The sequence below is a fragment of the Ruegeria sp. A5 genome, assembly GCF_056543005.1.
Genome location: NZ_JBQGAV010000004.1, coordinates 366,955 through 387,945 on the forward strand (window position 1 = coordinate 366,955; position 20,991 = coordinate 387,945).

The following is a 20,991-nucleotide window of genomic DNA, read 5'->3' on the forward strand; positions in this document are numbered from 1 at the left end:
TCTTCTCCTTAAGCTCGATCCGACGGGTTGCCGGGCATCAGGTCGTAGGGGTGTTTCCAACCGGGCTGTTCGCTAAGGCGCGTCAGCCAAGCATCGATGTTGGGCCAATCGGCGCGATCAAAGCCAAATGGTTCGGGGTAATAGAGGTAGCCGCAGCAACTGATATCAGCATTGGTCACGCCACCACCAACGATCCAGTCGCGGCCTTCAAGATGGGCGTTCAGTGTCTGATAAGCAGCCTTGAGGCGACCCTGATTGAACGCGATAACATCCGGATTGCGGTGCTTTTCGGGCAGGAAGTTGATCAGAAAACGAGTCAGTCCGGCCATCGAGCTAAGCTTGTGGTTGTCCCAAAGAACCCATCTGAAAATCTCGTAATTTTCGTCACGATCCTTGCCGCCGAATTTTCCGGATTTCTCGGTGACATAGGCCTGAATTGCTCCGGACTGGCTGGTGCGAAAATCGCCATCTACCAGTACGGGTGCTTCGCCCATTTCGTTCACTTCGGCCCGGAATTCAGGGGTGCGCGTTGCGCCGTTGAAAAAGTCGACAAAGACCGCTTCCCACTCCAGACCCGACATCTCAAGCGCCAGAGCGGCTTTGTAGCTGTTTCCGCTTTCACCGAAGCAATGCAGTTTGATGGTCATTTGGGCGCCCCTCCCAAGGCGTATTGCGCGTTCAGCGCTTTCTTGCGTCCAGCTCGGAGTTGAAGATGCGCAATCTGTGCGTCAGGTTCTCGTGATCAATCACGCTATTGAAATTCTCGAACAGGAACGACAAAGCCTCACCTTCATCCAATCCCGCCTCTCGCGCGAATCCGCGGAGTTTGCGATAGCCATCCTCGGTCATGGCGACGGGAAAGCGGCGGGTCAGGCGAAAGCGTTTTGGCATCTTGTCTCCTCCAAGGGTGGGTTCGGGCTACGACGCCCGAGCCCACACTGAGATCAGAAGTTCGCTGCGTCCAGCGCCATTACCGTGTCCGCTCCGGTTTGGATGCGCGCCAAATGCATGGCTGTCGCGGGCAGGCGACGGGCCATGTAGAAGCGACCGGTATTGATCTTGGTCTCGTAGAACTCTTTGTCCGAGGCGCCACCATCCAGCGCTTCGCGAGCGGCTTTCGCCATCTGAGCCCACATCAGGCCCAGGCAAACATGACCAAACATGTGCATGAAGTCATACGAACCGGACAGCGCGTTGTTAGGGTTCTTTATGCCTTCCTGCATGAAATACATGCCAGCGGCTTGCAGGTCCTTGGACGCGGCCTTCAGCGGTTCGATGAACGCTTTGTCATAAGCTTCATCCTTGCCGGCATTTTCCTTGCAGAAGGTTTTAACCATCTCAAAGAACGCCATGACATGCTTGCCGCCATCCTGCGCCAGCTTCCGGCCAACAAGATCCAACGCCTGAACGCCGTTTGCCCCTTCGTAGATCATCGCGATGCGGGCGTCGCGGGTGTATTGCGACATGCCCCATTCTTCGATGTAGCCATGGCCGCCATAGACCTGCTGCGCCTGAACGGTCATGTCGTAACCTTCATCCGTCAGGAAGCCCTTGATGACCGGTGTCAGCAGCGAGATCAGCCCGTCGGCATCCTTGTCACCCGAGCGGTGCGCCTTGTCGATCATGGTCGCGCCCCACAGGATGAACGCACGTGCGCCCTCGGTGAAGCTTTTCTGATCCATCAGGTTGCGGCGGATGTCCGGGTGCACGATCAGCGGATCGGCCGGGCCATCCGGGTTCTTCACACCTGTTACGTCGCGGCCCTGCAGGCGGTCTTTGGCGTATTCGACGGCGTTTTGATACGCTGCCTCGGCCTGGGACAGGCCTTGCATGCCCACACCCAGACGCGCTTCGTTCATCATCGTGAACATGGCGCGCATGCCTTTGTGCTCGTCGCCCAGCAGCCAGCCGGTGGCCTCGTCATAGTTCATGACGCAGGTCGAATTGCCGTGGATGCCCATCTTTTCCTCGATCTTGCCGACCGAAACACCATTCCGCTCGCCCGGAGTACCGTCTTCGTTCACGATAAACTTCGGGACAATAAACAGCGACACACCTTTGATGCCCTCGGGTCCGCCTGGAATTTTGGCCAGCACCAGGTGAATGATGTTGTCGGCCATGTCGTGATCGCCCGCAGAGATAAAGATTTTCTGACCGGAAATCTTGTAGCTGCCATCGTCCTGCGGCTCGGCTTTGGTACGCATAAGCCCCAGATCGGTGCCGCAATGCGGTTCGGTCAGGTTCATGGTGCCGGTCCATTCGCAGCTGACCATATTGGGCAGGTACGTGTTCTTCTGCTCGTCGGTTCCGTGCGCCAGAATGGCTGAGGCTGCGCCGTGGGTCAGGCCCTGATACATCACAAACGCCTGGTTCGCGCCCGAGAACATTTCGCCTACCGCAGTACCCATCACATAAGGCATGTTCTGGCCGCCATACTCTTCCGGCATGTCGAGGCCAGTCCAGCCGCCTTCTTTCATCTGCTCGAAGGCATCTTTGAAACCTGTTGGGGTGTACACAATCCCGTTTTCCAACCGGCACCCTTCGATGTCCCCAACCACGTTCAGCGGGTGCAACACATTGGTGGCAACTTTGCCCGCTTCTTCCAGAACCGCGCCGGTAAACTCGGCCTCCAGTTCATCATAGCCGGGGATATCCGACTGCGAGACTTTCAGAACATCGTGCAGGATGAACTGCGTATCTTTGGTTGGCGCGTTATAGACGGGCATGTGAAGCTCCCTTAATTCATATGTCCGAAAGGCCGGGCTTATTCGGCGGCCTTCTTTTCCTGTTTCATCGAGGCGATAACCTTTTCGCCCCAGCGCAACTGCTCTTTTAGTTCGTCAATGGCCTGCGTCAGCTCTTCGCGGCGCGATTCCATGTCAGCAAGGCGCTCGCACGCGATTTCATAAGTGCGGGACATCTGGGTCAGCTGCTGGTCACCCACGTGGTACAGGTCCAGAAGCTGGCGGATCTCTTCGAGGCTGAAGCCAAAGCGCTTGCCGCGCAGGATCAGTTTCAGGCGTGCACGATCCCGTTTGGTGAACAAGCGCTTTTGGCCCTCGCGGATCGGAAACAAAAGCTCTTTGGCCTCGTAGAACCGCAATGTGCGGGGCGTGACATCATAGGTCTCGCACATTTCGCGGATGGTCAGCAGATCTTCGGTCATGGTTCAAACTCTCATCACTGGCGTCATGCAATCTGAGTTGCGCAGTCGATGAGCGTTTTACAACACACAAGTGACGTTTACGTAATGCGGACGCTGCGTCACAAAATAGTTGACGTAACATCCAGTCGCGTAAGCAGGGGTTTCGGCAATTTTCTTGCCGTAGGGGAAGGGGCTATTTCAGCAGGCCGACGGTCTGATCGCGCAATTGCTGAAGCGCATCCATTGCTTCATCCAACTGCGCGCGCTGCTGGCGCAGCTCTTCCATTTGACGATCGGCCATCTCGATAAAGGTCGCCATCTGCGCCTGATTGCCCTGATCTTCGTAGATCAGCAGCCACTGACGAATCTCTTCCAAAGGAAATCCAAACTTTCGACCACGCATGATCAGTTTCATCCGGGCGCATTCACGAGGCCCGTAAAACCGCGACCTGCCTTCACGGTCAGGCTGCAGCAATTCGATGTATTCGTAATAGCGCAGGGTGCGTGGGGTCACGTCGAACTCGGCGCACATTTCTTTGAATGACAAACGGGTGTCGGACATTCCGGGTCTCCTTGGCAGCAACCTAGGGCGTCGTTGCGGCAAGCGCAACAGGTGGGCTTGCCCTTGGTGTAAACGCAGGCCCATAAAGGGGCAGGTACAAGGACAGGACCCAACCCCATGGTCGATAAGACAGTTTTAGCGCGCCAGTTCATCGAGGCGATTCCGCACGCCAAGGCCTTGGGGCTTGATCTGACCCACATCGGAGAGGGCGAGGCTGAAATCTCGATGCCCTATAACGAGCAACTGATCGGCGATCCTCGGACTGGCGTGATCCATGGCGGGGCTGTGTCGGCCATGCTGGATACCTGTTGCGGTGCCGCAGTGATGAGCCACCCCTCAGCCCCGGGAGGAACCGCCACCATCGATCTGCGTATTGATTACATGCGGGCCGCAACGCCGGGTCAAAGTATCCGGACCCGCGCGACCTGCTATCACATCACGCGCAACGTGGCTTTTGTGAGGGCGACGGCGACGGATGATGACAGCGACCGTCCCGTTGCCACCGCTTCAGGTGCCTTCACCGTGGAGGGTCGCTGAAATGGCAAGACCTCGCCCCGAACCCATGCAGGTGGTCAAGCAACGCCGTGATGCCGCTCTGACCGCGCTGGTCGAAGGTGTGCCGTATGTACAGTTCCTCAATATAACATTCGACCGGCGGGGGGACGAACTGACAGGCGTTCTGAATTTCGATGAGAAGTTGATCGGTAATCCTTTTCTGCCCGCTATCCACGGTGGGGTGACAGCGGCGTTTCTGGAAGTCACTGCCGTAATCACGCTGAGTTGGGAACATATGTTTCCCAGGATTGAAAGCGGTGAGATCGGTGCGGAAGACATCTTGACTGACGTGAATATCCGCTTTCCCAAAACCATCGACTTCACGGTCGACTACCTGCGGTCGGGCCTGCCGCGAGACGCCTATGCGCGCGCTTTCATCAACCGCTCGGGTCGACGTTATGCCTCTGTCCGGGTCGAAGCCTGGCAAGACAATCACGCCAAACTCTTTGCGCAAGGTACGGGGCACTTCCTGATGCCGCAATCTCCGACATCGAAAGACTAAAGATGGAGGACGCCTCAGCGCCCATTACCCATAGGCGCGTCCTGAAAATCGCGTTGCCGATCGTGCTGTCGAACGCGACCGTACCGATCCTCGGGGCAGTGGATACCGGCGTTGTCGGTCAGATGGGGCAGGCCGCCCCCATCGGGGCTGTGGGTATGGGTGCGGTGATCCTGTCGGCGATCTACTGGATATTCGGCTTTCTGCGGATGGGCACCACCGGGCTGGCGGCACAGGCGCGCGGTGCAGGTGACACTGCAGAAACCGGAGCGTTGCTCATGCGAGGCTTGCTGCTGGGCGGAACAGCAGGATTGGTCTTCATTGCCGCGCAGGTTTGGGTATTCCTTGGAGCTTTTGCACTGTCGCCCGCCAGCGCCGAAGTCGAGTCTCTGACGCGCGCCTATCTGGAGATTCGCATCTGGGGCGCTCCAGCCACGATTGCCCTTTATGCGGTGACAGGCTGGCTGATCGCAGTCGAACGCACGCGAGGTGTATTCATCCTGCAGATATGGATGAATGGGCTGAATATAGCGCTGGATCTATGGTTTGTGCTTGGCCTGGGCTGGGGTGTCGAGGGCGTTGCCATCGCGACACTGATTGCCGAGTGGACGGGTCTTGCCCTGGGTTTGTGGCTTTGTGGTGATGCGTTTGGCGGCAAGCAATGGCGGGATTGGCCGCGTATTTTTGATGCCGCACGGCTGCGCCGGATGATGCAGGTGAATGGCGATATCATGGTGCGCTCGGTTCTATTGACCGGGGCTTTCACCACGTTTTTGTTTGTCGGTTCCGATCTGGGCGACGTGAATTTGGCGGCCAATCAGGTGCTGTTGCAGTTTCTCGAAATCACCGCGTTCGCTTTGGACGGATTTGCTTTCTCGGCTGAAGCTCTTGTCGGAGGAGCCGTCGGTGCTCGCGACCGCCGGAAGGTCCGGCGCGCGTCGGTCATGGCTTCGCAATGGGGCGTTGGCGGGGCCATCGGGCTTGGGCTGGTGTTTTATCTGGCAGGGCCCGCGCTGATCGATCTGATGTCGACATCGCCTGATGTTCGGGCGACGGCACGCGAATATCTGATCTGGGCCGCTCTGGCACCGGTCATCGGAGTGGCAAGCTGGATGTTCGACGGCATCTATATCGGGGCCACCTGGACCCGCGATATGCGTAATGCGATGATCCAGTCGGTCGCGCTGTACGTGGTTGCGTTGTTCGTGCTGGTGCCGACGATGGGCAATCATGGTCTTTGGGCCGCGCTGATGGCGTTGAACATCGCACGGGGCCTTACGCTTGGTTGGCGCTATCCGCGACTTGAGGCACAGATCGCCTAAAGCAAGTCCAGCAGGTTCTCGGGCGGGCGTCCGATAGCGGCTTTGTCGCCCGCGATGGCCAGCGGACGTTCGATCAGGATCGGGTGTTCGGCCATGGCCTGAACAAGCTCCTCATCGGGCGAGGTCTTGGCCAGACCAAGCTCTTTGAACGTTTTCTCTCCGGTGCGCATCATGCTGATCGCCGGGATATTCAGCTTGGCCAGAACCGTCCGGATTTCATCGGCCGAGGGCGCGTCTTCGAGGTATTTGCGCACCTCAGGATCTGCGCCGTTTTCCTGCAGCAACGCCAACCCCGCACGGGATTTGGAACAGCGCGGATTGTGCCAATATTCGATCATAGCCATTCCTCTCGTTTACTGCCCACCGCTTGCGCGACCGAATCGAAGCCGTCGCGCTCCAGCAGCGTGTCCAAACCCTGTGCGATGTCAGCGGCCAGGGAAATCCCGCCATAGACCATCGCCGTGTAGAACTGCACTGCGGACGCTCCGGCGCAGATCTTGGCATAGGCCTGTTCTGCCGTGCTGATGCCGCCGACCCCGATCAGCGGGATATCTGCGCCCGTCAACTGGCTGAGCTGCGCCAGCACCCGCGTCGATTTCTCGAATAACGGCGCGCCGGACAGGCCTCCGGCCTGATCCTTGTGCGCACTGCGCAGGCCATCGCGCGACAACGTGGTGTTGGTGGCGATCACCGCGTCCACGCCGGTTTCACGGGCGACAGCGGCGATATCCTGCAATTCGTGCTCAGTTAGATCCGGGGCGATCTTCAGGAAGATCGGGATTGGGCGGGACAGGGCGTTTCGGGTTTCGATCACACCGCTCAGCAACGCGCTCAGCGCCGCTTTGCCCTGCAAATCTCGCAGCTTCTCGGTATTGGGCGAGGACACGTTGACGGTGGCAAAGTCCAAATGCGCAGCGCAATGGGCAAGCACTTTTGCGAAGTCTCCGGGCCGATCATCACTGTCTTTGTTGGCCCCCAGGTTTAAACCGATCATCGCGTCCTTTGGACGCTGCGCCAGACGCGCGGCCATGACCTCCATTCCCTCGTTGTTGAAGCCAAAGCGGTTGATGGCGGCGCGATCTTCGGTCAGGCGGAACAAGCGCGGCTTAGGATTGCCGGGCTGCGGACGGGGTGTCACCGCCCCGACTTCGATAAACCCGAACCCGGCACGCGAAAGCGGCAACAGTGCTTCACCATTTTTGTCAAACCCTGCGGCCAGTCCGACGGGGTTGGGCAAATCCAGACCCGCGACTCGGGTCTTCAGCCGGTCCGATGTGACCGGCCCAGGCGTCGGTGCAAGCCCCGAGGTCAGGGCCTTGATCGAAAGCCTATGCGCGGTTTCCGGGTCAAGACGGTGCAGCGCAGCGAGCCCAAGTTTTTCGGTCAGTTTCATCCGAAGGAATCTCCACCCTCTGTCGGCGCGCAACGTATCAGGCGCGAGGTTTCAACGGCGGCCTGCCGGTGTATCACCGCGGCGCGATAGGCAGGGTCGGTCACCATCTCAAGAAATGCGTGGGCGGTGGGGTAGCGGGCGATGAACACAGCATCCCAAGCCTCATTTTGTGGACCGATCAGCATAGTCTGAAATGCGCCGCGCCAAAGGATCGACGCTCCTATGCGGGCGACGATAGGCGCGGTTTCAGACCCGTATTTGCCATAGGCCTGTGCGCCGGTCAGATGTGCGCCGGCCAGTGCGTGATCGGACGGATACTGAGCTGTTTCGCGAAACTTCACCAGATTGAGCATCTCGATAGGATGGTCTCGATCGAGGGCCTTAAACGCCTCGAACTGTTCGCGTTCGGGATCGATGAAGCGGGTCATTCCATCTCCTGCGGGAACTGGTGCGCCTGACCGTCAAAGGGCAGATCGCGTGACCAGACCACATCCGACATTTTAATCTGGCGGTAGAGATGGGGGAACAATGCGCCACCACGCGAAACCTCCCATTTCAGATCATCGCCCATTGCTTGGCTATCACAGGCCAAGAGGGTCAGGCCCTCGATCCCGGCAAAGTGCTTGGCAGCGGTTTCAGCGGCCTGTTCTGCGGTTGAGAAATGAACATATCCATCCGAAACATCAATCGGTGCACCATCCGAAGCCCCTTGTGCTTGCAGGTTTGCCCATTCATCGGCGCGGAAGATCTTGTAAATCAGCATGAAGTCCTGATGCCCCGCACGACGGGTAGAATCAAGCCGGATTTCCCCCTTTGACTCTTCGCCACGCAACGCGCACCATCGCGCAAAACAATCATAGGGAGTTTCACGATGTTCACCCGTTTTCTGGCTTCGGCTGCGGTATTGGGGCTAAGCGCCGGTATGGCGGCTGCCGAATACAAGCTTACGATTCTGCATACAAACGATTTCCACTCGCGCTTTGAGCCGATCAACAAGTACGACAGCGCCTGTGGCGACGAAGACAATGCCGAAGGCAAGTGCTTTGGTGGATCGGCGCGCCTTGTGACGGCAGTCGAAGAGGCCCGCGGACGGGCCGATAACTCGATCCTCGTTGATGGGGGCGACCAGTTCCAGGGCTCGCTGTTCTATACCTACTACAAGGGTAAGGTTGCGGCTGAGTTCATGAACAAGCTGGGCTATGACGCCATGACTGTGGGCAACCATGAATTCGACGATGGCCCTGAGGTGCTGCGCGGCTTCATCGACTCGGTCGATTTCCCGGTGCTGATGTCCAACGCCGATTATGCGGATGAGGAACTGCTGACCGACAAGATCAAGAAATCGGCTGTGATCGAAGTGGGCGGCGAAAAGATCGGTCTGATCGGACTGACACCGGAAGACACGCACGATATCGCGTCACCCGGTCCAAACATCACCTTCTCTGATCCAGTTCCTGCCGTTCAGGCTGAGGTCGACAAGCTGACCGGCGAAGGTGTGAACAAGATCATCGTTCTCAGCCACTCAGGCTATGGCGTCGATCAGCGCGTGGCGCAGGAGACCACGGGCGTTGACGTGATCGTGGGTGGGCATTCGAACACATATCTTTCGAACACATCCGACAAGGCCGCCGGGCCGTACCCGACCGTCGTAAACGGGGTGCAGATCGTTCAGGCCTATGCCTATGGCAAGTTTCTGGGTGAATTGAATGTGACATTCGATGATGACGGAAATGTTGTATCCGCTGAGGGTGAACCGCTGATCATGGACAATGCGGTGACCGAGGATCAGGCCGCGCTGGACCGCATCGCCGAGCTGGCCGTTCCGCTGGATGAAATTCGCAACAAGGTTGTCGCGGAAGCGTCAGCTTCGATTGAAGGCGACCGTTCCGTTTGTCGCGTGCAGGAATGTGAAATGGGCAATCTTGTTGCGGATGCCATGTTGGCGCGGGTTGCCGATCAGGGCGCCCAGATTGCGATTGCGAACTCGGGTGGGCTGCGCGCCTCGATCGATCCGGGTGAGGTGACCATGGGTGAGGTGCTGACAGTACTGCCGTTCCAGAACACGCTCTCGACCTTCGAGATCAGCGGTCAGGGCGTGATCGATGCGCTTGAAAATGGGGTGAGCCAAGTTGAAGAGGTCAAAGGCCGCTTCCCTCAGGTGGCAGGAATGACATTTACCTGGGATCCATCGGTTGCCCCGAATGAGGGCCGGATTGTTGAGGTCATGGTCGCCAAGGATGGCGGTTTCGAAGCTATCGATCCCGCGGCGACATATCTGGTGGTGACAAACAACTATGTCCGCAATGGCGGCGATGGTTATTCTGTGTTCTCGGGTGATGACAAGAACGCCTATGATTTCGGGCCTGATCTGGCGGATGTTACGGCGGAATATCTGGCCGAGAACGCCCCGTATCAGCCTTATCTGGACGGGCGTATCAAACAGAAGTGATGTGACCGGAGAAGCAAAAAAAAGGCCGTCTCTCGGGGCGGCCTTTTTTTGGTCAATCGAACCTGTATTCGGGCCACAACGCCTGATTCAGCCCATCCAACATCGGCTGAATTTGATCCGCAACCTCTTGCCAGCCACCAATTGACCCGGTTGAGATTTTCTTGCGCACCTGATCGGTGCTGGCGGTGCGGACTTTCCTGGTATTTTTCTCAGGGGTCATCATTCGCTCATCCCAGTCGATACCGCAGAAGGCGGCGACTTGCTGGATACAGGTTTTGGGGTCGACTACCAGGTCCTCATATCGAACCGTTAGAATACGATCACCGAACAGCTTTTCCCAATGAGAAAGATAGCACCGGTACAGGTTGGCTGAGTGGGCAATCGATTCAAGATTGGATGCATAGCGCATACCCGGTGAGTGAAAACGCCTGATCCATTTTGATAGCCCCACATCCCTTGGATCGCGCAACATGTTGATCACGCGGGCATTCGGGAACGCTGACATTATGAAGCCGAGCCGCTGATAGTTATGTGGCATCTTGTCAACGAATGCAGTCGAACTTTCGGGTAAGGGTGGCATCAGCCTGCGAAACTCTGCTGCACATTCAGCAGCTGCGTCTGCGTCAAATGGTTTGCCGCTCTCTCTGACCTTCTGGGATAATTCACCTGCAATCGTCAGCTCTCCGCAGCCGGCGATATCCGGTGCCGAACTAAGCATCATTTCCATCAGTGTTGTGCCTGATCGTGGCTGTCCGACCACGAATATCGGCTTGGGCCCATCGCTTACGCCTGCAGTCGCAGGGGGTACATTCAGGGGAAAAAACGTGCTGATTTCTTTGAACCGTTTCTCTTCTTGCGTACTGTCATAGGGATTCACGTTGTGTTGAATGGCATTGGCCCGCGCAAAGTGGGGGAGCGCCGAGAACAGCCCATCACGTTTGGAGATCAAGTGCGCCTTTGCGAATTCAAGCACCGAGTTGGCGTGATCACTTTCTGAAATTGCGGTGTCGACAGCACGCGCAAGGCTCTCGGCATGGTCATTGTCCACCATTAGAGACATTTGGTAGAGCGCCGCCGCGCAAAACTTGTTTCTCTCAAGTACAGCGCGCAAAATGGTTTTTGAGCCCTCTTTGTCGCCCGATTGATACAAGTCTACGGCTTTTGACAATGCGATTTTTTCATTTTCAGGTGCGATCCCATAAGCGCGGGCAATGTCGTGAGAGCTGTGATCGGAGAATCCGACCTCTCCGTAGGCGCGGGCCCGCAACCAAAGCAAATCTGCATTGTCAGGGTCTTTTTCCAGTTTGTTCGTCGTATGGTCGATGATCAGGCGCCAATTCTGTCCCTTGAGCTGAATTTCATCAATGACGCGGACCAGTTCTTTGTTATTCGGGAAGCGTTCAAGTTTCTGCTCGGCATAGGATAGCGCACGCGGAATTTGACCTGTCTGCATTAACGCGTTGGCGAGGTTTTCGACAAATTGAGCATCGTCCGGTTTCATTCGCGATGCTTCAGCGAAGTGTGGAATGGATTGCTTGTACCGCTTCATCTCGGTCAGGACAAAGCCTGCGATTGCTTGGTAATCGGCATCCTTGGGGTGTTTCTTGATGCCAAGCTGTGCTTTTTTCAAGGCCTGCGGCAACTTCCCTGTCTCCAGATCGGCCAATGCTTTGCTCTTGAGGGAATTTGCGGTCTGCTGTGCCATTTGTGCGCACGTCCCATGCCATTAAGAAACCAGTATCGATGGTTCATTACCCAAGCGAAGATGGTTTGCAATGGCTGTTCCGTATTATGGTCTGGTACCTTCAACGGCGGCTTGGGTTTTCTTCCGGCACCATGCGGGATAGACCGTTGATATGGTTTTGAAAGTCTCCAGCCTGCAGCAATTCTACAACCACACGTTTGATACGATTATCGACGTGCGTAGCCCGGCTGAGTTCGCCGAAGACCATATGCCGGGCGCTATCAATCTGCCGGTTCTGAACAATGAAGAACGGGCACGGGTCGGTACCATCTACGTCCAGCAAAGCCCGTTTCTGGCCCGCAAGCTGGGTGCTGCGCTGGTGTTTCGCAACGCGGCAGGCCATATCGAGGATCACCTGAGCCATCATGAGGGCGACTGGAAGCCGCTGGTCTATTGCTGGCGTGGCGGGCAGCGATCAGGATCATTTACCTGGATGTTGCAACAAATCGGCTGGCGCGCCGAGGTGGTTGAAGGCGGCTATCGCAGCTATCGCCGACTGGTAAAGCAGTTCCTCTATGATGAAGTGTTGCCATATCGATTGGTCGCGCTGGATGGTTATACCGGGACGGCCAAGACAGACCTGTTGGGCCATCTAAAGGCGCAAGGCGCGCAAGTGCTGGACCTTGAAGGGCTGGCCAATCACCGAGGCTCATTGTTGGGCGAAATGCCGGGTGGGCAACCCAGTCAGAAAGCCTTTGAATCCGCGCTTGCCGCTTCCTTGGGCGAGCTGGATGCAGCGCGTCCGGTGGTTGTTGAAGCAGAATCATCCAAGATCGGAAACCTGATGCTCCCGCCCAGCCTGTGGTCGACCTTGTGTTCTGCACCTCGCATCCAGATCACAGCACCGATTGCTGCGCGCACCGCGTATCTGGTGTCTGCCTACGATGACATTCTGTCGGATAGCGAACGGCTACGTGATCGATTGTCTCCGCTGCGCATTCATCGCGGTCATGAGGTTGTGGATGGTTGGCTGGAATTGATCAATGCCGGCGACAAGCGTGGACTGACACAGGCATTGATGGAACAGCATTACGACCCGGCCTATGCCAAATCGCGTAAGGCGCAGCGTGCCGAAGTGATCGCGCAGATTGAGGCACCGTCACTTGATGATACCGGGCTGTCGGCGACGGTGGCTCGGATTAAGAATGTTCTGGATCAGCTTTGAACACGCAGGCCCGATGTAGCGTCGATGTGACCAATCAGGGCGGCAGGGTAACCGGCGGCGCGTAGTTCCGAGCATACTTGCTCGGCTTCGTTGGCATCGACGGCCGCCAAGAGACCTCCCGCAGTCTGAGGATCGAATAATAAATCCGCCTTGCCGCCGGTCGGAAGGCCTGGGGCGATGGCACGGTTGTCGGTGTAGATTGTAGATCGAATGCCCTGATCACTGAGCTCTGCCGCACCTTCCAGAGCTGGAATCGCGTCCAAAGACAGGGTTGCCCCGCAGCCAGATGCTTCGCATACCCCTTGCAGGTGACCCGCCAGACCAAAACCGGTGACATCCGTCATCGCATGGGCATTTTTCAGGATGCGGGACGCCTCACCCTGCGGCTGTATCATTTGCGCGAAAGCCGCCGCGACCCAAGCGCCTTCCGCCTTGCCCGCCATTTCGGCCGCCATCAAAACACCGCTGCCCAACGGCTTTGTCAGGATCAAAGCGTCATTAGGTTTTGCGCCACCCAGCGTGATCGGTTCAGCATCACAGAGCCCGGTCAGAGTGAACCCGATGGTCATTTCGTCACCCATTGAGCTATGGCCGCCGACGATCTCAGCCCCGGCTTGGTGCATGACGTCGCTGGCAATATGCATGATCTCAGCCAATGTGCGCTGCTGCAACTCAGCTGACATGCGCAGCAGGATGATCGTTGCTGTCGCAGCCTGCGGACGAGCGCCCATTGCCCAGATATCACCAAGCGCGTGGACAGCGGCGATGCGCGTCATCAGGGCGGGATCGTTGGTGAAGCTGCGTAAGTGATCCGATGTCATAACCTGTCGCGTGCCACCGGTTAGCAGCACCGCCGCATCGTCACCGGGCAGGGGTGTAATGTCGGGCCTGTCGAGCTGCGGCAACTCCTGCAGTGCGGCATGCAAAGCGCCTCGACCCACCTTTGCACCACACCCGCCGCACATTGGTTTTTCTCCCAACGCCTCTTGCAGCCCTGCTGCGTGATGACGCGGCAATGCGGTGGTGGGCATTTGGGGCAGTTCACGGAACCGGTTCATGAACTTCTGATCGATATGGTTTTTCCATTGCCACATGAGCGGCCCGCTGAATGATGTTCCCAAGCGCTCGGCCAGTGCGGATTTTCCACCCAGAGAGATGAGTTTCAGGTAATCCTTCTGCGGCATGTAGCGCCGCATTTTCCCAGACCCTAGCGCGGCGCGCAAATTGTCATACAGTATTGGTGCCTCGCGCACTGCGTAGACCCCTGCCTTGGGGCGCGGGTTCTCGGACAGATGGGCACAATCCCCGGCGGCGAAAATCGCCGGATCACTGGATTGCAGGGACGCGTTAACCTTGATGAAACCGTCATGCAGCGCGAGGCCGGTATTGGATATCCACTCATAGGGCCGCGCGCCTGCAGCACCGGTGATGAAATCGGCTGGTATCTGGCGACCATCCGTTAGCTCGATTTCGCCCGCAGAAATCTTCTGGATTGATGTGTTTTCCAGAACTTCGATCCCCAGGTGCGCCATCGCCCGCCGGATGGTGGCGGATGCCTTCGGGACAGTCGCTGTCAGGGCTGTTGCACTGTCGATCAACGTAACCTGCGCTTCACGTCCTTTGGAACGCAGTGCATGGGCCATCGCCATGACTAGCTCTACTCCCGCAACGCCACCACCGATCACGGCGACCGAGGCGCGGCCCGTCCCTGAAAGATAGCTTTGCCACTGCGCGGCGAAGAGGCCGAGCGGCTTGGCCGGAACGGCATGCTCGGCGAATCCCGGCAATGCTGGCATATCCGAGGTGATCCCGACATTGACCGAGGCCACATCAAACGCCACCGGCGGGCGTCCGGGCACATGGAGTTGGCGTGTGTCCGGGGCGATGCCTTCAACAGCGCCCAGTATCACCCGCGCACCGGCAAAGCGGGCCAGACGCACCAAATCAATATCAAGCTCCCACTGCTGATAGTGACCAGCGACAAATCCTGGCAACATGCCCGAATAGGGTGCGGTGGGACCGGGGTTTATCAACGTAACCCGCGCGCCGGACAGCGGTTTCATGCCCCATTTCCGCAGTAGCAGCGCGTGCGTGTGTCCTCCGCCTATCAGAACCAGATCGCGGGTTAGGGGCAGCAGAGGTGTGTGCATGGGTCTCAGTTCGTACTGTGGTCCGGGACGTCCTCGACCTGTTCGACCGCGTGGGTGGCCCAAAGCTCATCCTCGCCTGCGTCTGGCAGATCGCTGGGCTTTTCATGGCGATGAATGTGCCATTTGGCAATGAAAAGGGCCGTGATCGGAGCCGTCAGGAACAGAAAGAGCGTGATCAACAACTCGTGCATCGACAGTTTGCCCTCAAGCAAAACCGAATGCGCGATCGAGGCCAGCAGTACGCCGCCCACGCCCAGCGTAGTTGCCTTGGTGGGTGCGTGCAGGCGGGACATGGGGTCTTTCAGCTTGATCATGCCGAATGATCCGACAAAGCCGAAAATGCCCGATACGATCAGGAAGAATGCGATGAGCAGTTCGAAGATAAAGGTCATGCCACGCTCATTCGATGATATTGCCACGCAGCATAAAGCGCGCATAAGCCACGGTTGAGACAAAGCCGAGCATGGCGATTATCATGGCGGATTCAAAGAAGATTTCGGTCTCGATACTCAAGCCGTAAAGGATAAGCAGAGCGATGGTGTTGATCACCATTGTATCTAGGGCCAGAACACGGGTACCGACACCGTCGGCAGTAATGATACGCCACAAGCACATCATGATCGCAGCGCCGAAGCAGGCAAAAGCAAAGTAGATCGCATAGGTGATCATTCGAAAATCTCCTTCAGGCGGCGCTCATAGCGTTGTTTGATCTGGTCGCGCACCTCTTCGGGGTTCGGTGCATCCAGACAATGAACCAGCAGGTAGTGCCCTTGTGCGGACAAATCGCAACTGACGGTGCCGGGGGTCATGGTGATGGTTCCGGCCAGAACTGTGATGGCCTCGGGCGTGCGCAGTTCCAGCGGGACGCTGACAAAGCTTGGCTGGCGGTCTGCATCGCGCTTGAACAGGATGATCCGGGCCACCGCGATATTGGCCATCACGATATCCCATAAGACTACTAACATGTATTCCGCCACCATCGGCCAATTGCGCAGTTTCGGGCGATCCGGCCAATAGGGCTGAGTGATAAACGGAATGATGATTCCCAATAGCAGGCCAAAGACCACCGAGTTCAAAGACCCGGTGTTTGCCAGAAACACCCACACCAGTGTAAGTAGCGCGGTCAGATGGGGATGCGGAAATATACGGTGCAGAAGCTTCATCATTCTTCCCCTCCCAGCACGGCCGAAATGTAGTCATCCGGCGCGAACAGTTGCACGGCCGTGTTGCTGGCATATTGCAGCGCCGGACCTGCAAATAGCGTCAGCAGCACAAGTCCCAGAACCGCCCCGAACACCGAAGTAAAGGCGAGGCCCGGATAGGGCTCGGGCGCGGTAGGTAGGCCGGCTTCTTCGGTTGGCTCAGGCGTCACATTATGTTGGGCGTCGTGACTTTTCCAGAAGATCAGCGTTCCCGCGCGGGCCAGACCCACGATTGTGACGAACGACCCGATCAAGATCACGGCCCAGACCGCATTTGCATCGGGCGCGCCACGTGAGGCGTCCAGTACCAGCAGCTTGCCCACAAAGCCCGATAGTGGCGGCATGCCAGCCATCGCGATGGCGCCGACAAAGAACAGGGCTGAGATCAGACCGGATTGCGGCATCGGCCTCGAAGGGGCTATGGCTCCGCCACGGCGCTCCATTACCATGTCCGCGACAAGGAACAGCAGGGCCGTCGCCAGAGTCGAATGGAAGATATAGTAGAGCGCTGCCGCCGTCGCGGCCTCGCTAAACAACGAGATCGCAATCAGCAATGTGCCCATCGATGCGATGGCGCAAAAGGCCACCATTCGCGCGATATGTTGCGAGCCCAGAATGCCAATAGCGCCAACTGCCAATGTCAGCAGTGCTGCAGGTTGTAGCCAACTACCGACTAGCCCTTCGGTTGCGGCTACATCGGGCCCAAAGACCAGCGTATAGACCCGCAGGATCGAATAAGCACCGACTTTGGTCATGATCGCGAACAGCGCCGCAACGGGCAGCGGTGCATTTGCGTAGCTTGCAGGAAGCCAGAAATGCAGTGGCAACACTGCAGCCTTGATACAGAAAACCAGTAATAGCAAGACTGCTCCAACCCGCAGCAAGGCGGTGTCTTCGGGTGGGATATCGGCCACGCGAACGGCCAGATCAGCCATGTTGAGCGTGCCGGTCACAGCATAGATCGTGCCCAAGGCAAACAGGAACAAGGTCGAGCCGAGCAGGTTATAGGCGACGTACTGAACACCGGCCTTCAACCGCACTGCGCCACCTGCATGCGTCATGAGGCCGTAAGAGGCAATCAGCAGGACCTCGAAAAACACAAAGAGGTTGAAGGCGTCGCCGGTCAGAAAAGCACCGCAGACACCCATTAGCTGAAAATGGAGTAGAGCATGGAAGTGTTTGCCTCTCTCATCCCAGCCAGAGCCGATGGCATAAAGGACAACCGGCAGGGCCAGCAGGGCCGTCAACAACACCATCATGGCCGAAAGTTTGTCCAACACCATTACGATGCCGAACGGTGCAGGCCAGTTGCCGAGCTCATAGACCTGAACCTCGCCACCCGATGCCTGGGCGGTAATGGTCAAGGCGATACCCAGCAATCCCACGACGCCGGCGACCGAGAAGATGCGTTGAAGGTCCAAATGATATCGCAACACCATAATGATAAACGGGGCCAGGATCGCGGGCAGGACGATCGGCGCGACGATCCAATGGTTCATGCGTCTTCTCCCGGTGCGTCCACGCTATCGCTTGCGCTCATATCGATATGGTCATCCTTCGAGGACAGATAGGCGGACAGCGAAATCATCACGATCACCGCCGTCATCCCGAATGAGATCACGATGGCCGTCAACACCAGCGCCTGCGGTAGCGGGTCGGTATAGGGGACATCTTCATATTTGTTCAGAACGGCAGGTGCGTTCAGCGCCAGCCGCCCGGTGGCGAATAGGAACACGTTCACCGCATAGGTGATCAGGGACAGGCCCAGAATGACTGGGAATGTACGACGGCGCAGGATCAGAAATATCCCGGCGGCGGTCATCACGCCGACTGCAGAGGCTACGAGCGCTTCCATCAGGCCTGTTCCTTCTCGTTATCTTCATCCTGAGGGCTATCCCGCAGCGGGTTGATATCCATCGGGAATTCTTGTGCCATTCCCGGCTGCCACGCGAAGCGCGACAGGCTGTCGAGCGCCAGCATCACAGCGCCCAGTACCGCAAGGAAGACGCCGGTATCGAACAGAATCGCGGTGGCCCATTCGAATTCTTCCAGCGGGGGCCAGTGGATATAACCGAAATCGCTGGTCAGGAACGGGCGTTCATTGAACCATGCACCCAGACCAGTGGCAGCGGCGATCAGAACGCCCCAACCGATGGTGCCGTGATAATAGAATCTCTGCCGTTCAATCGCCCAGGTATAGCCGCTGGCCATGTACTGCATCAGGAAGGCGATCGCGACGATGAGGCCTGCGATGAAGCCGCCGCCGGGCTGGTTGTGGCCTCGGAAGAAGATATAGGCCCCGACCATTAATGCGATGGGCATCATCACGCGGGTGACGACCACCATCATCAATGGGTGAGAGTCACCCGACTGCGGCCAATGTGGTTTACGGTTTAGCAGGTAACTGCGCACATTGGTGCTCAGCACTGCTTCGGTCAGGGCGTAGATGATCAGGGCTGCGATGCCCAGCACGATGATCTCGCCAAAGGTATCAAAACCCCGGAAGTCGACGAGGATCACGTTCACGACGTTGGTGCCACCGCCACCTTTGTACGAATTGGCCAGATGGAATTCCGAGATCGTTGGGAAAGCAAAATCCCGCATCATCAGCGCATAGATCAAAGCGCCTGAGCCGATCCCGGCAACCACCGAAATTGCCGCATCACGCCAACGCCGTGCCGCGCTGCTGTCCCAGGGTGTGTCGGTCGGCAGAAAGTTCAGCGACAACAACAGCAGGATCATCGTCACCACTTCGACCGAAATCTGTGTCAGCGCCAGATCGGGGGCAGAAAGGTAGTTGAATGCCATCGAAACGATCAGGCCAACCACCCCGATCAACACCAGTGACAGCAGACGGTTGCGGTGGAACCACATGATCGCCAGCGTCGCACCCACCAGACAGATCCAGCCGATGATCGGGATGACCTGAGCCTCAAGCGGTACGCGTGTTTCAACGCCAATGGTGCCGGTGGTGTAGGCGTAGTAGCCAAGCCCAACGACAAAAGCCACGAAGATGATCGCATACCGGCTGAGCACACCATTATGCAGCTCGTCCGTAATCCAGCGGCTGAGACGGGTCAGCGCGTCGATGATTGCCTCGAAGATCACCTTTGCCTCGGGCCGGGGCAGGGCGTTCCATATCTGGTCGCCGCGTTTGTGCAACGACAGCAGGAACAGGCCTCCCAGCGTCGCGACCACCGACATGTAAAGCGCAGGTGTAAAGCCGTGCCACAGTTTCAGCGAGTAATAAGGCAGCTTCTCGCCCCCGATCACCGCGCTGGAGACAACCGCGACAAGCGGGCCAACAATGGCTGCGGAATAAAGACCGATCAGGACGACCAGCACCACAAGGAACGCCGGCGCCAACCAAAGACCGACAGGCGGGTCATGTGGATGCGCGGGGTAATCGTCCCGCTCGGGCCCAAGGAAGACATGGCTGACAAAGCGAAAGGAGTAGGCCGCTGAAAATAGCGCAGCCAGAAGCGCCAATCCGGGTACCAAGTAAGGCGAGTTCAGCCAAGTCGTGTGGACCGTCTCTTCCAGCATCATCTCTTTCGAGAGGAAGCCATTCAGCGGTGGCAGACCGGCCATCGACAGGGCAGCGATGGTGCCGATAGTAAACGTGATCGGCATCAGATGCCGCAAACCACCCAGCCGTTTGACATCGCGTGTGCCGGTCTCGTGGTCCACGATCCCGGCGGTCATGAACAAGGCCGCCTTGAACGTCGCGTGGTTGATGATGTGGAAGACGGCTGCAACAGCGGCGATCGTCGTGCCAAAGCCCAGTAGCATCGTCACGAGACCCAGATGGGACACCGTCGAAAACGCCAACAGCGCCTTTAGGTCATCCTTGAACAGCGCAATCACGGCACCCAGCAGCATGGTGATCAAACCGGTAGTGGCGACGATGTAGAACCACGCATCCGTACCCGCCAGAACCGGCCACATCCGGGCCATCAGGAACAGGCCTGCCTTCACCATTGTGGCCGAGTGCAGATAGGCCGACACTGGCGTCGGAGCCGCCATCGCGTGCGGCAGCCAGAAATGGAACGGGAATTGCGCCGATTTGGTGAAACAGCCAAGCAAGATCAGGATCAGCGCAGGAAGGTAGTACGGCGAGGACTGGATCAGCTCTTTGTTCTGCAGAATGACACTCAGGTCATAAGATCCCACGATATTGCCGAGGATAAGCATCCCTGCGATCATCGCCAGCCCGCCCGAACCGGTCACGGCCAAAGCCATACGCGCGCCTTGACGACCCTCGGGCAGGTGCTTCCAATAACCAATCAGCAAGAATGAACTGAGCGACGTAAGTTCCCAGAATATTAGCAGAAGCAGGATATTGTCGGACAGAACAATTCCCACCATCGCGCCCTGAAACAGCAGCAGATAGGTATAGAACTGCCCCATCGGATCCTCGCGCGACAAGTAGAATCGTGCGTAGAGGATGATCAGAAGACCGATGCCCAGGATCAGCAGGGCGAACAAAAAACCCAGGCCGTCCAGCATGAAGTTCGCGTTTAGTCCAAGCCCGGGTATCCAGTCGAACCGCGCGGTCACAACATCACCGCGCATGACGCTGGGAATGTGGATCAGCAATCCCATCAACGCGAGGAAGGTGGTCAACCCAGCCGCTGATGCTGCTGCGTTTCGTCCTGCCCGGATCAGGAGGGCCGGAAAGACAGCTCCGAGGAAGGGAAGGGCCGCGATAAGGAATAGGGACAAGTGCGATACTCCGGTCTGTGCGGTCAATATGACTGAATTACTAGGGATAATTTATTGACTGTCCGGAAATTGCAAGGTTC

General features: G+C 57.6%; 22 protein-coding genes. 5 read left to right on the top strand and 17 right to left on the bottom strand.

All coding sequences use genetic code 11. From position 1 onward, the window contains the following. Positions 1-8: 8 nt before the first annotated feature. The 5 genes from ACR0AY_RS12050 to ACR0AY_RS12070 all read right to left on the bottom strand — a co-directional run bounded on the left by ACR0AY_RS12050 (position 9) and on the right by ACR0AY_RS12070 (position 3,707). Positions 9-647: a glutathione S-transferase gene (locus ACR0AY_RS12050; RefSeq protein ID WP_170391918.1), complete on the bottom strand. Its 639-nt coding sequence runs from the start codon at positions 645-647 to the stop codon at positions 9-11. Positions 648-678: 31 nt separating this feature from the next. Continuing rightward, positions 679-891: a hypothetical protein gene (locus tag ACR0AY_RS12055; RefSeq protein WP_170391916.1), complete on the bottom strand. Its 213-nt coding sequence runs from the start codon at positions 889-891 to the stop codon at positions 679-681. 53 nt (positions 892-944) lie between these two features. Continuing rightward, positions 945-2,726: an acyl-CoA dehydrogenase C-terminal domain-containing protein gene (locus ACR0AY_RS12060; protein WP_170512200.1), complete on the bottom strand. Its 1,782-nt coding sequence runs from the start codon at positions 2,724-2,726 to the stop codon at positions 945-947. A 38-nt stretch (positions 2,727-2,764) separates the two neighbouring features. After that, positions 2,765-3,166: a MerR family transcriptional regulator gene (locus ACR0AY_RS12065; protein ID WP_039536426.1), complete on the bottom strand. Its 402-nt coding sequence runs from the start codon at positions 3,164-3,166 to the stop codon at positions 2,765-2,767. A gap of 172 nt (positions 3,167-3,338) precedes the next feature. Then, entirely contained in the window at positions 3,339-3,707 is a 369-nt protein-coding gene (locus ACR0AY_RS12070; protein WP_170391912.1) for a MerR family transcriptional regulator, read from the bottom strand. Between the two features lie 117 nt (positions 3,708-3,824). Between ACR0AY_RS12070 and ACR0AY_RS12075 the strand changes: the two genes are divergently transcribed. The 3 genes from ACR0AY_RS12075 to ACR0AY_RS12085 are packed head-to-tail and all read left to right on the top strand — an operon-like array spanning position 3,825 to position 6,083. Then, positions 3,825-4,244: a PaaI family thioesterase gene (locus ACR0AY_RS12075; protein ID WP_010438901.1), complete on the top strand. Its 420-nt coding sequence runs from the start codon at positions 3,825-3,827 to the stop codon at positions 4,242-4,244. A 1-nt stretch (position 4,245) separates the two neighbouring features. Next, positions 4,246-4,764, top strand: a complete 519-nt coding sequence (locus ACR0AY_RS12080; protein ID WP_170401296.1) for a PaaI family thioesterase — start codon at positions 4,246-4,248, stop codon at positions 4,762-4,764. A 2-nt stretch (positions 4,765-4,766) separates the two neighbouring features. Continuing rightward, on the top strand, positions 4,767-6,083 hold the full coding sequence (locus ACR0AY_RS12085) for an MATE family efflux transporter (RefSeq protein WP_170512198.1): 1,317 nt from the start codon (positions 4,767-4,769) through the stop codon (positions 6,081-6,083). Here ACR0AY_RS12085 and arsC read toward each other — a convergent pair. Genes arsC through ACR0AY_RS12105 form a run of 4 tightly spaced genes read right to left on the bottom strand, consistent with a single transcriptional unit; the run spans position 6,080 to position 8,239 of the window. Further along, on the bottom strand, positions 6,080-6,421 hold the full coding sequence (arsC, locus tag ACR0AY_RS12090; RefSeq protein WP_170420902.1) for an arsenate reductase (glutaredoxin): 342 nt from the start codon (positions 6,419-6,421) through the stop codon (positions 6,080-6,082). The two genes, ACR0AY_RS12085 and arsC, sit on opposite strands and share 4 nt — an antisense overlap. After that, the gene (locus ACR0AY_RS12095) at positions 6,418-7,476 is read right to left on the bottom strand and encodes a quinone-dependent dihydroorotate dehydrogenase (RefSeq protein ID WP_170512196.1); all 1,059 of its coding nucleotides are present in this window, start codon (positions 7,474-7,476) and stop codon (positions 6,418-6,420) included. The genes arsC and ACR0AY_RS12095 overlap by 4 nt, the downstream gene beginning before the upstream one ends. Then, entirely contained in the window at positions 7,473-7,904 is a 432-nt protein-coding gene (locus tag ACR0AY_RS12100; protein ID WP_170420906.1) for a DUF1330 domain-containing protein, read from the bottom strand. The genes ACR0AY_RS12095 and ACR0AY_RS12100 overlap by 4 nt, the downstream gene beginning before the upstream one ends. Further along, positions 7,901-8,239, bottom strand: a complete 339-nt coding sequence (locus ACR0AY_RS12105; RefSeq protein WP_170401286.1) for a DUF952 domain-containing protein — start codon at positions 8,237-8,239, stop codon at positions 7,901-7,903. Before ACR0AY_RS12105 ends, ACR0AY_RS12100 begins: the two co-directional genes overlap by 4 nt. Before the next feature lie 108 nt (positions 8,240-8,347). Between ACR0AY_RS12105 and ACR0AY_RS12110 the strand changes: the two genes are divergently transcribed. Then, entirely contained in the window at positions 8,348-9,925 is a 1,578-nt protein-coding gene (locus tag ACR0AY_RS12110; RefSeq protein WP_170464941.1) for a bifunctional metallophosphatase/5'-nucleotidase, read from the top strand. A 52-nt stretch (positions 9,926-9,977) separates the two neighbouring features. On the opposite strand, the gene ACR0AY_RS12115 is transcribed toward ACR0AY_RS12110, so the two are convergent. Beyond that, positions 9,978-11,630: a tetratricopeptide repeat-containing sulfotransferase family protein gene (locus tag ACR0AY_RS12115; RefSeq protein WP_170512194.1), complete on the bottom strand. Its 1,653-nt coding sequence runs from the start codon at positions 11,628-11,630 to the stop codon at positions 9,978-9,980. A gap of 151 nt (positions 11,631-11,781) precedes the next feature. Between ACR0AY_RS12115 and mnmH the strand changes: the two genes are divergently transcribed. Then, positions 11,782-12,834 (top strand): tRNA 2-selenouridine(34) synthase MnmH, encoded by a 1,053-nt coding sequence (gene mnmH / locus ACR0AY_RS12120; protein ID WP_170512192.1) that lies wholly within the window; start codon positions 11,782-11,784, stop codon positions 12,832-12,834. On the opposite strand, the gene selD is transcribed toward mnmH, so the two are convergent. Genes selD through ACR0AY_RS12155 form a run of 7 tightly spaced genes read right to left on the bottom strand, consistent with a single transcriptional unit; the run spans position 12,825 to position 20,911 of the window. Beyond that, positions 12,825-14,984 carry a selenide, water dikinase SelD gene (gene selD / locus ACR0AY_RS12125; protein ID WP_170512190.1) on the bottom strand — a complete coding sequence of 720 codons (2,160 nt, stop codon included), beginning with the start codon at positions 14,982-14,984 and terminating at the stop codon, positions 12,825-12,827. The two genes, mnmH and selD, sit on opposite strands and share 10 nt — an antisense overlap. A 5-nt stretch (positions 14,985-14,989) precedes the next feature. Then, a complete protein-coding gene (locus tag ACR0AY_RS12130; RefSeq protein ID WP_170401276.1) occupies positions 14,990-15,376 on the bottom strand; it encodes a Na+/H+ antiporter subunit G in 387 nt (128 codons plus the stop codon). 7 nt (positions 15,377-15,383) lie between these two features. Then, entirely contained in the window at positions 15,384-15,653 is a 270-nt protein-coding gene (locus ACR0AY_RS12135; RefSeq protein ID WP_170391889.1) for a K+/H+ antiporter subunit F, read from the bottom strand. Then, positions 15,650-16,147, bottom strand: a complete 498-nt coding sequence (locus ACR0AY_RS12140) for a Na+/H+ antiporter subunit E (RefSeq protein ID WP_170392908.1) — start codon at positions 16,145-16,147, stop codon at positions 15,650-15,652. Before ACR0AY_RS12140 ends, ACR0AY_RS12135 begins: the two co-directional genes overlap by 4 nt. Next, on the bottom strand, positions 16,147-17,685 hold the full coding sequence (locus ACR0AY_RS12145) for a monovalent cation/H+ antiporter subunit D (RefSeq protein ID WP_170512189.1): 1,539 nt from the start codon (positions 17,683-17,685) through the stop codon (positions 16,147-16,149). The genes ACR0AY_RS12140 and ACR0AY_RS12145 overlap by 1 nt, the downstream gene beginning before the upstream one ends. After that, positions 17,682-18,041 carry a Na+/H+ antiporter subunit C gene (locus ACR0AY_RS12150; protein ID WP_170391885.1) on the bottom strand — a complete coding sequence of 120 codons (360 nt, stop codon included), beginning with the start codon at positions 18,039-18,041 and terminating at the stop codon, positions 17,682-17,684. Before ACR0AY_RS12150 ends, ACR0AY_RS12145 begins: the two co-directional genes overlap by 4 nt. Beyond that, entirely contained in the window at positions 18,041-20,911 is a 2,871-nt protein-coding gene (locus tag ACR0AY_RS12155) for a monovalent cation/H+ antiporter subunit A (protein WP_170401275.1), read from the bottom strand. Before ACR0AY_RS12155 ends, ACR0AY_RS12150 begins: the two co-directional genes overlap by 1 nt. Positions 20,912-20,991 lie beyond the last annotated feature (80 nt).

Bases quoted from the DNA above. Each gene is read 5' to 3' on its own strand.
- ACR0AY_RS12050 (WP_170391918.1), bottom strand. From the start codon at position 647: ATGACCATCAAACTGCATTGCTTCGGTGAAAGCGGAAACAGCTACAAA.
- ACR0AY_RS12145 (WP_170512189.1), bottom strand. From the start codon at position 17,685: ATGAACCATTGGATCGTCGCGCCGATCGTCCTGCCCGCGATCCTGGCC.
- ACR0AY_RS12140 (WP_170392908.1), bottom strand. From the start codon at position 16,147: ATGAAGCTTCTGCACCGTATATTTCCGCATCCCCATCTGACCGCGCTA.
- ACR0AY_RS12095 (WP_170512196.1), bottom strand. From the start codon at position 7,476: ATGAAACTGACCGAAAAACTTGGGCTCGCTGCGCTGCACCGTCTTGAC.
- ACR0AY_RS12060 (WP_170512200.1), bottom strand. From the start codon at position 2,726: ATGCCCGTCTATAACGCGCCAACCAAAGATACGCAGTTCATCCTGCAC.
- ACR0AY_RS12105 (WP_170401286.1), bottom strand. From the start codon at position 8,239: ATGCTGATTTACAAGATCTTCCGCGCCGATGAATGGGCAAACCTGCAA.
- ACR0AY_RS12110 (WP_170464941.1), top strand. From the start codon at position 8,348: ATGTTCACCCGTTTTCTGGCTTCGGCTGCGGTATTGGGGCTAAGCGCC.
- ACR0AY_RS12070 (WP_170391912.1), bottom strand. From the start codon at position 3,707: ATGTCCGACACCCGTTTGTCATTCAAAGAAATGTGCGCCGAGTTCGAC.
- ACR0AY_RS12100 (WP_170420906.1), bottom strand. From the start codon at position 7,904: ATGACCCGCTTCATCGATCCCGAACGCGAACAGTTCGAGGCGTTTAAG.
- ACR0AY_RS12065 (WP_039536426.1), bottom strand. From the start codon at position 3,166: ATGACCGAAGATCTGCTGACCATCCGCGAAATGTGCGAGACCTATGAT.
- ACR0AY_RS12115 (WP_170512194.1), bottom strand. From the start codon at position 11,630: ATGGCACAGCAGACCGCAAATTCCCTCAAGAGCAAAGCATTGGCCGAT.
- ACR0AY_RS12135 (WP_170391889.1), bottom strand. From the start codon at position 15,653: ATGATCACCTATGCGATCTACTTTGCTTTTGCCTGCTTCGGCGCTGCG.
- ACR0AY_RS12150 (WP_170391885.1), bottom strand. From the start codon at position 18,041: ATGGAAGCGCTCGTAGCCTCTGCAGTCGGCGTGATGACCGCCGCCGGG.
- arsC (WP_170420902.1), bottom strand. From the start codon at position 6,421: ATGATCGAATATTGGCACAATCCGCGCTGTTCCAAATCCCGTGCGGGG.
- ACR0AY_RS12075 (WP_010438901.1), top strand. From the start codon at position 3,825: ATGGTCGATAAGACAGTTTTAGCGCGCCAGTTCATCGAGGCGATTCCG.
- selD (WP_170512190.1), bottom strand. From the start codon at position 14,984: ATGCACACACCTCTGCTGCCCCTAACCCGCGATCTGGTTCTGATAGGC.
- ACR0AY_RS12080 (WP_170401296.1), top strand. From the start codon at position 4,246: ATGGCAAGACCTCGCCCCGAACCCATGCAGGTGGTCAAGCAACGCCGT.
- mnmH (WP_170512192.1), top strand. From the start codon at position 11,782: ATGGTTTTGAAAGTCTCCAGCCTGCAGCAATTCTACAACCACACGTTT.
- ACR0AY_RS12055 (WP_170391916.1), bottom strand. From the start codon at position 891: ATGCCAAAACGCTTTCGCCTGACCCGCCGCTTTCCCGTCGCCATGACC.
- ACR0AY_RS12130 (WP_170401276.1), bottom strand. From the start codon at position 15,376: ATGACCTTTATCTTCGAACTGCTCATCGCATTCTTCCTGATCGTATCG.
- ACR0AY_RS12085 (WP_170512198.1), top strand. From the start codon at position 4,767: ATGGAGGACGCCTCAGCGCCCATTACCCATAGGCGCGTCCTGAAAATC.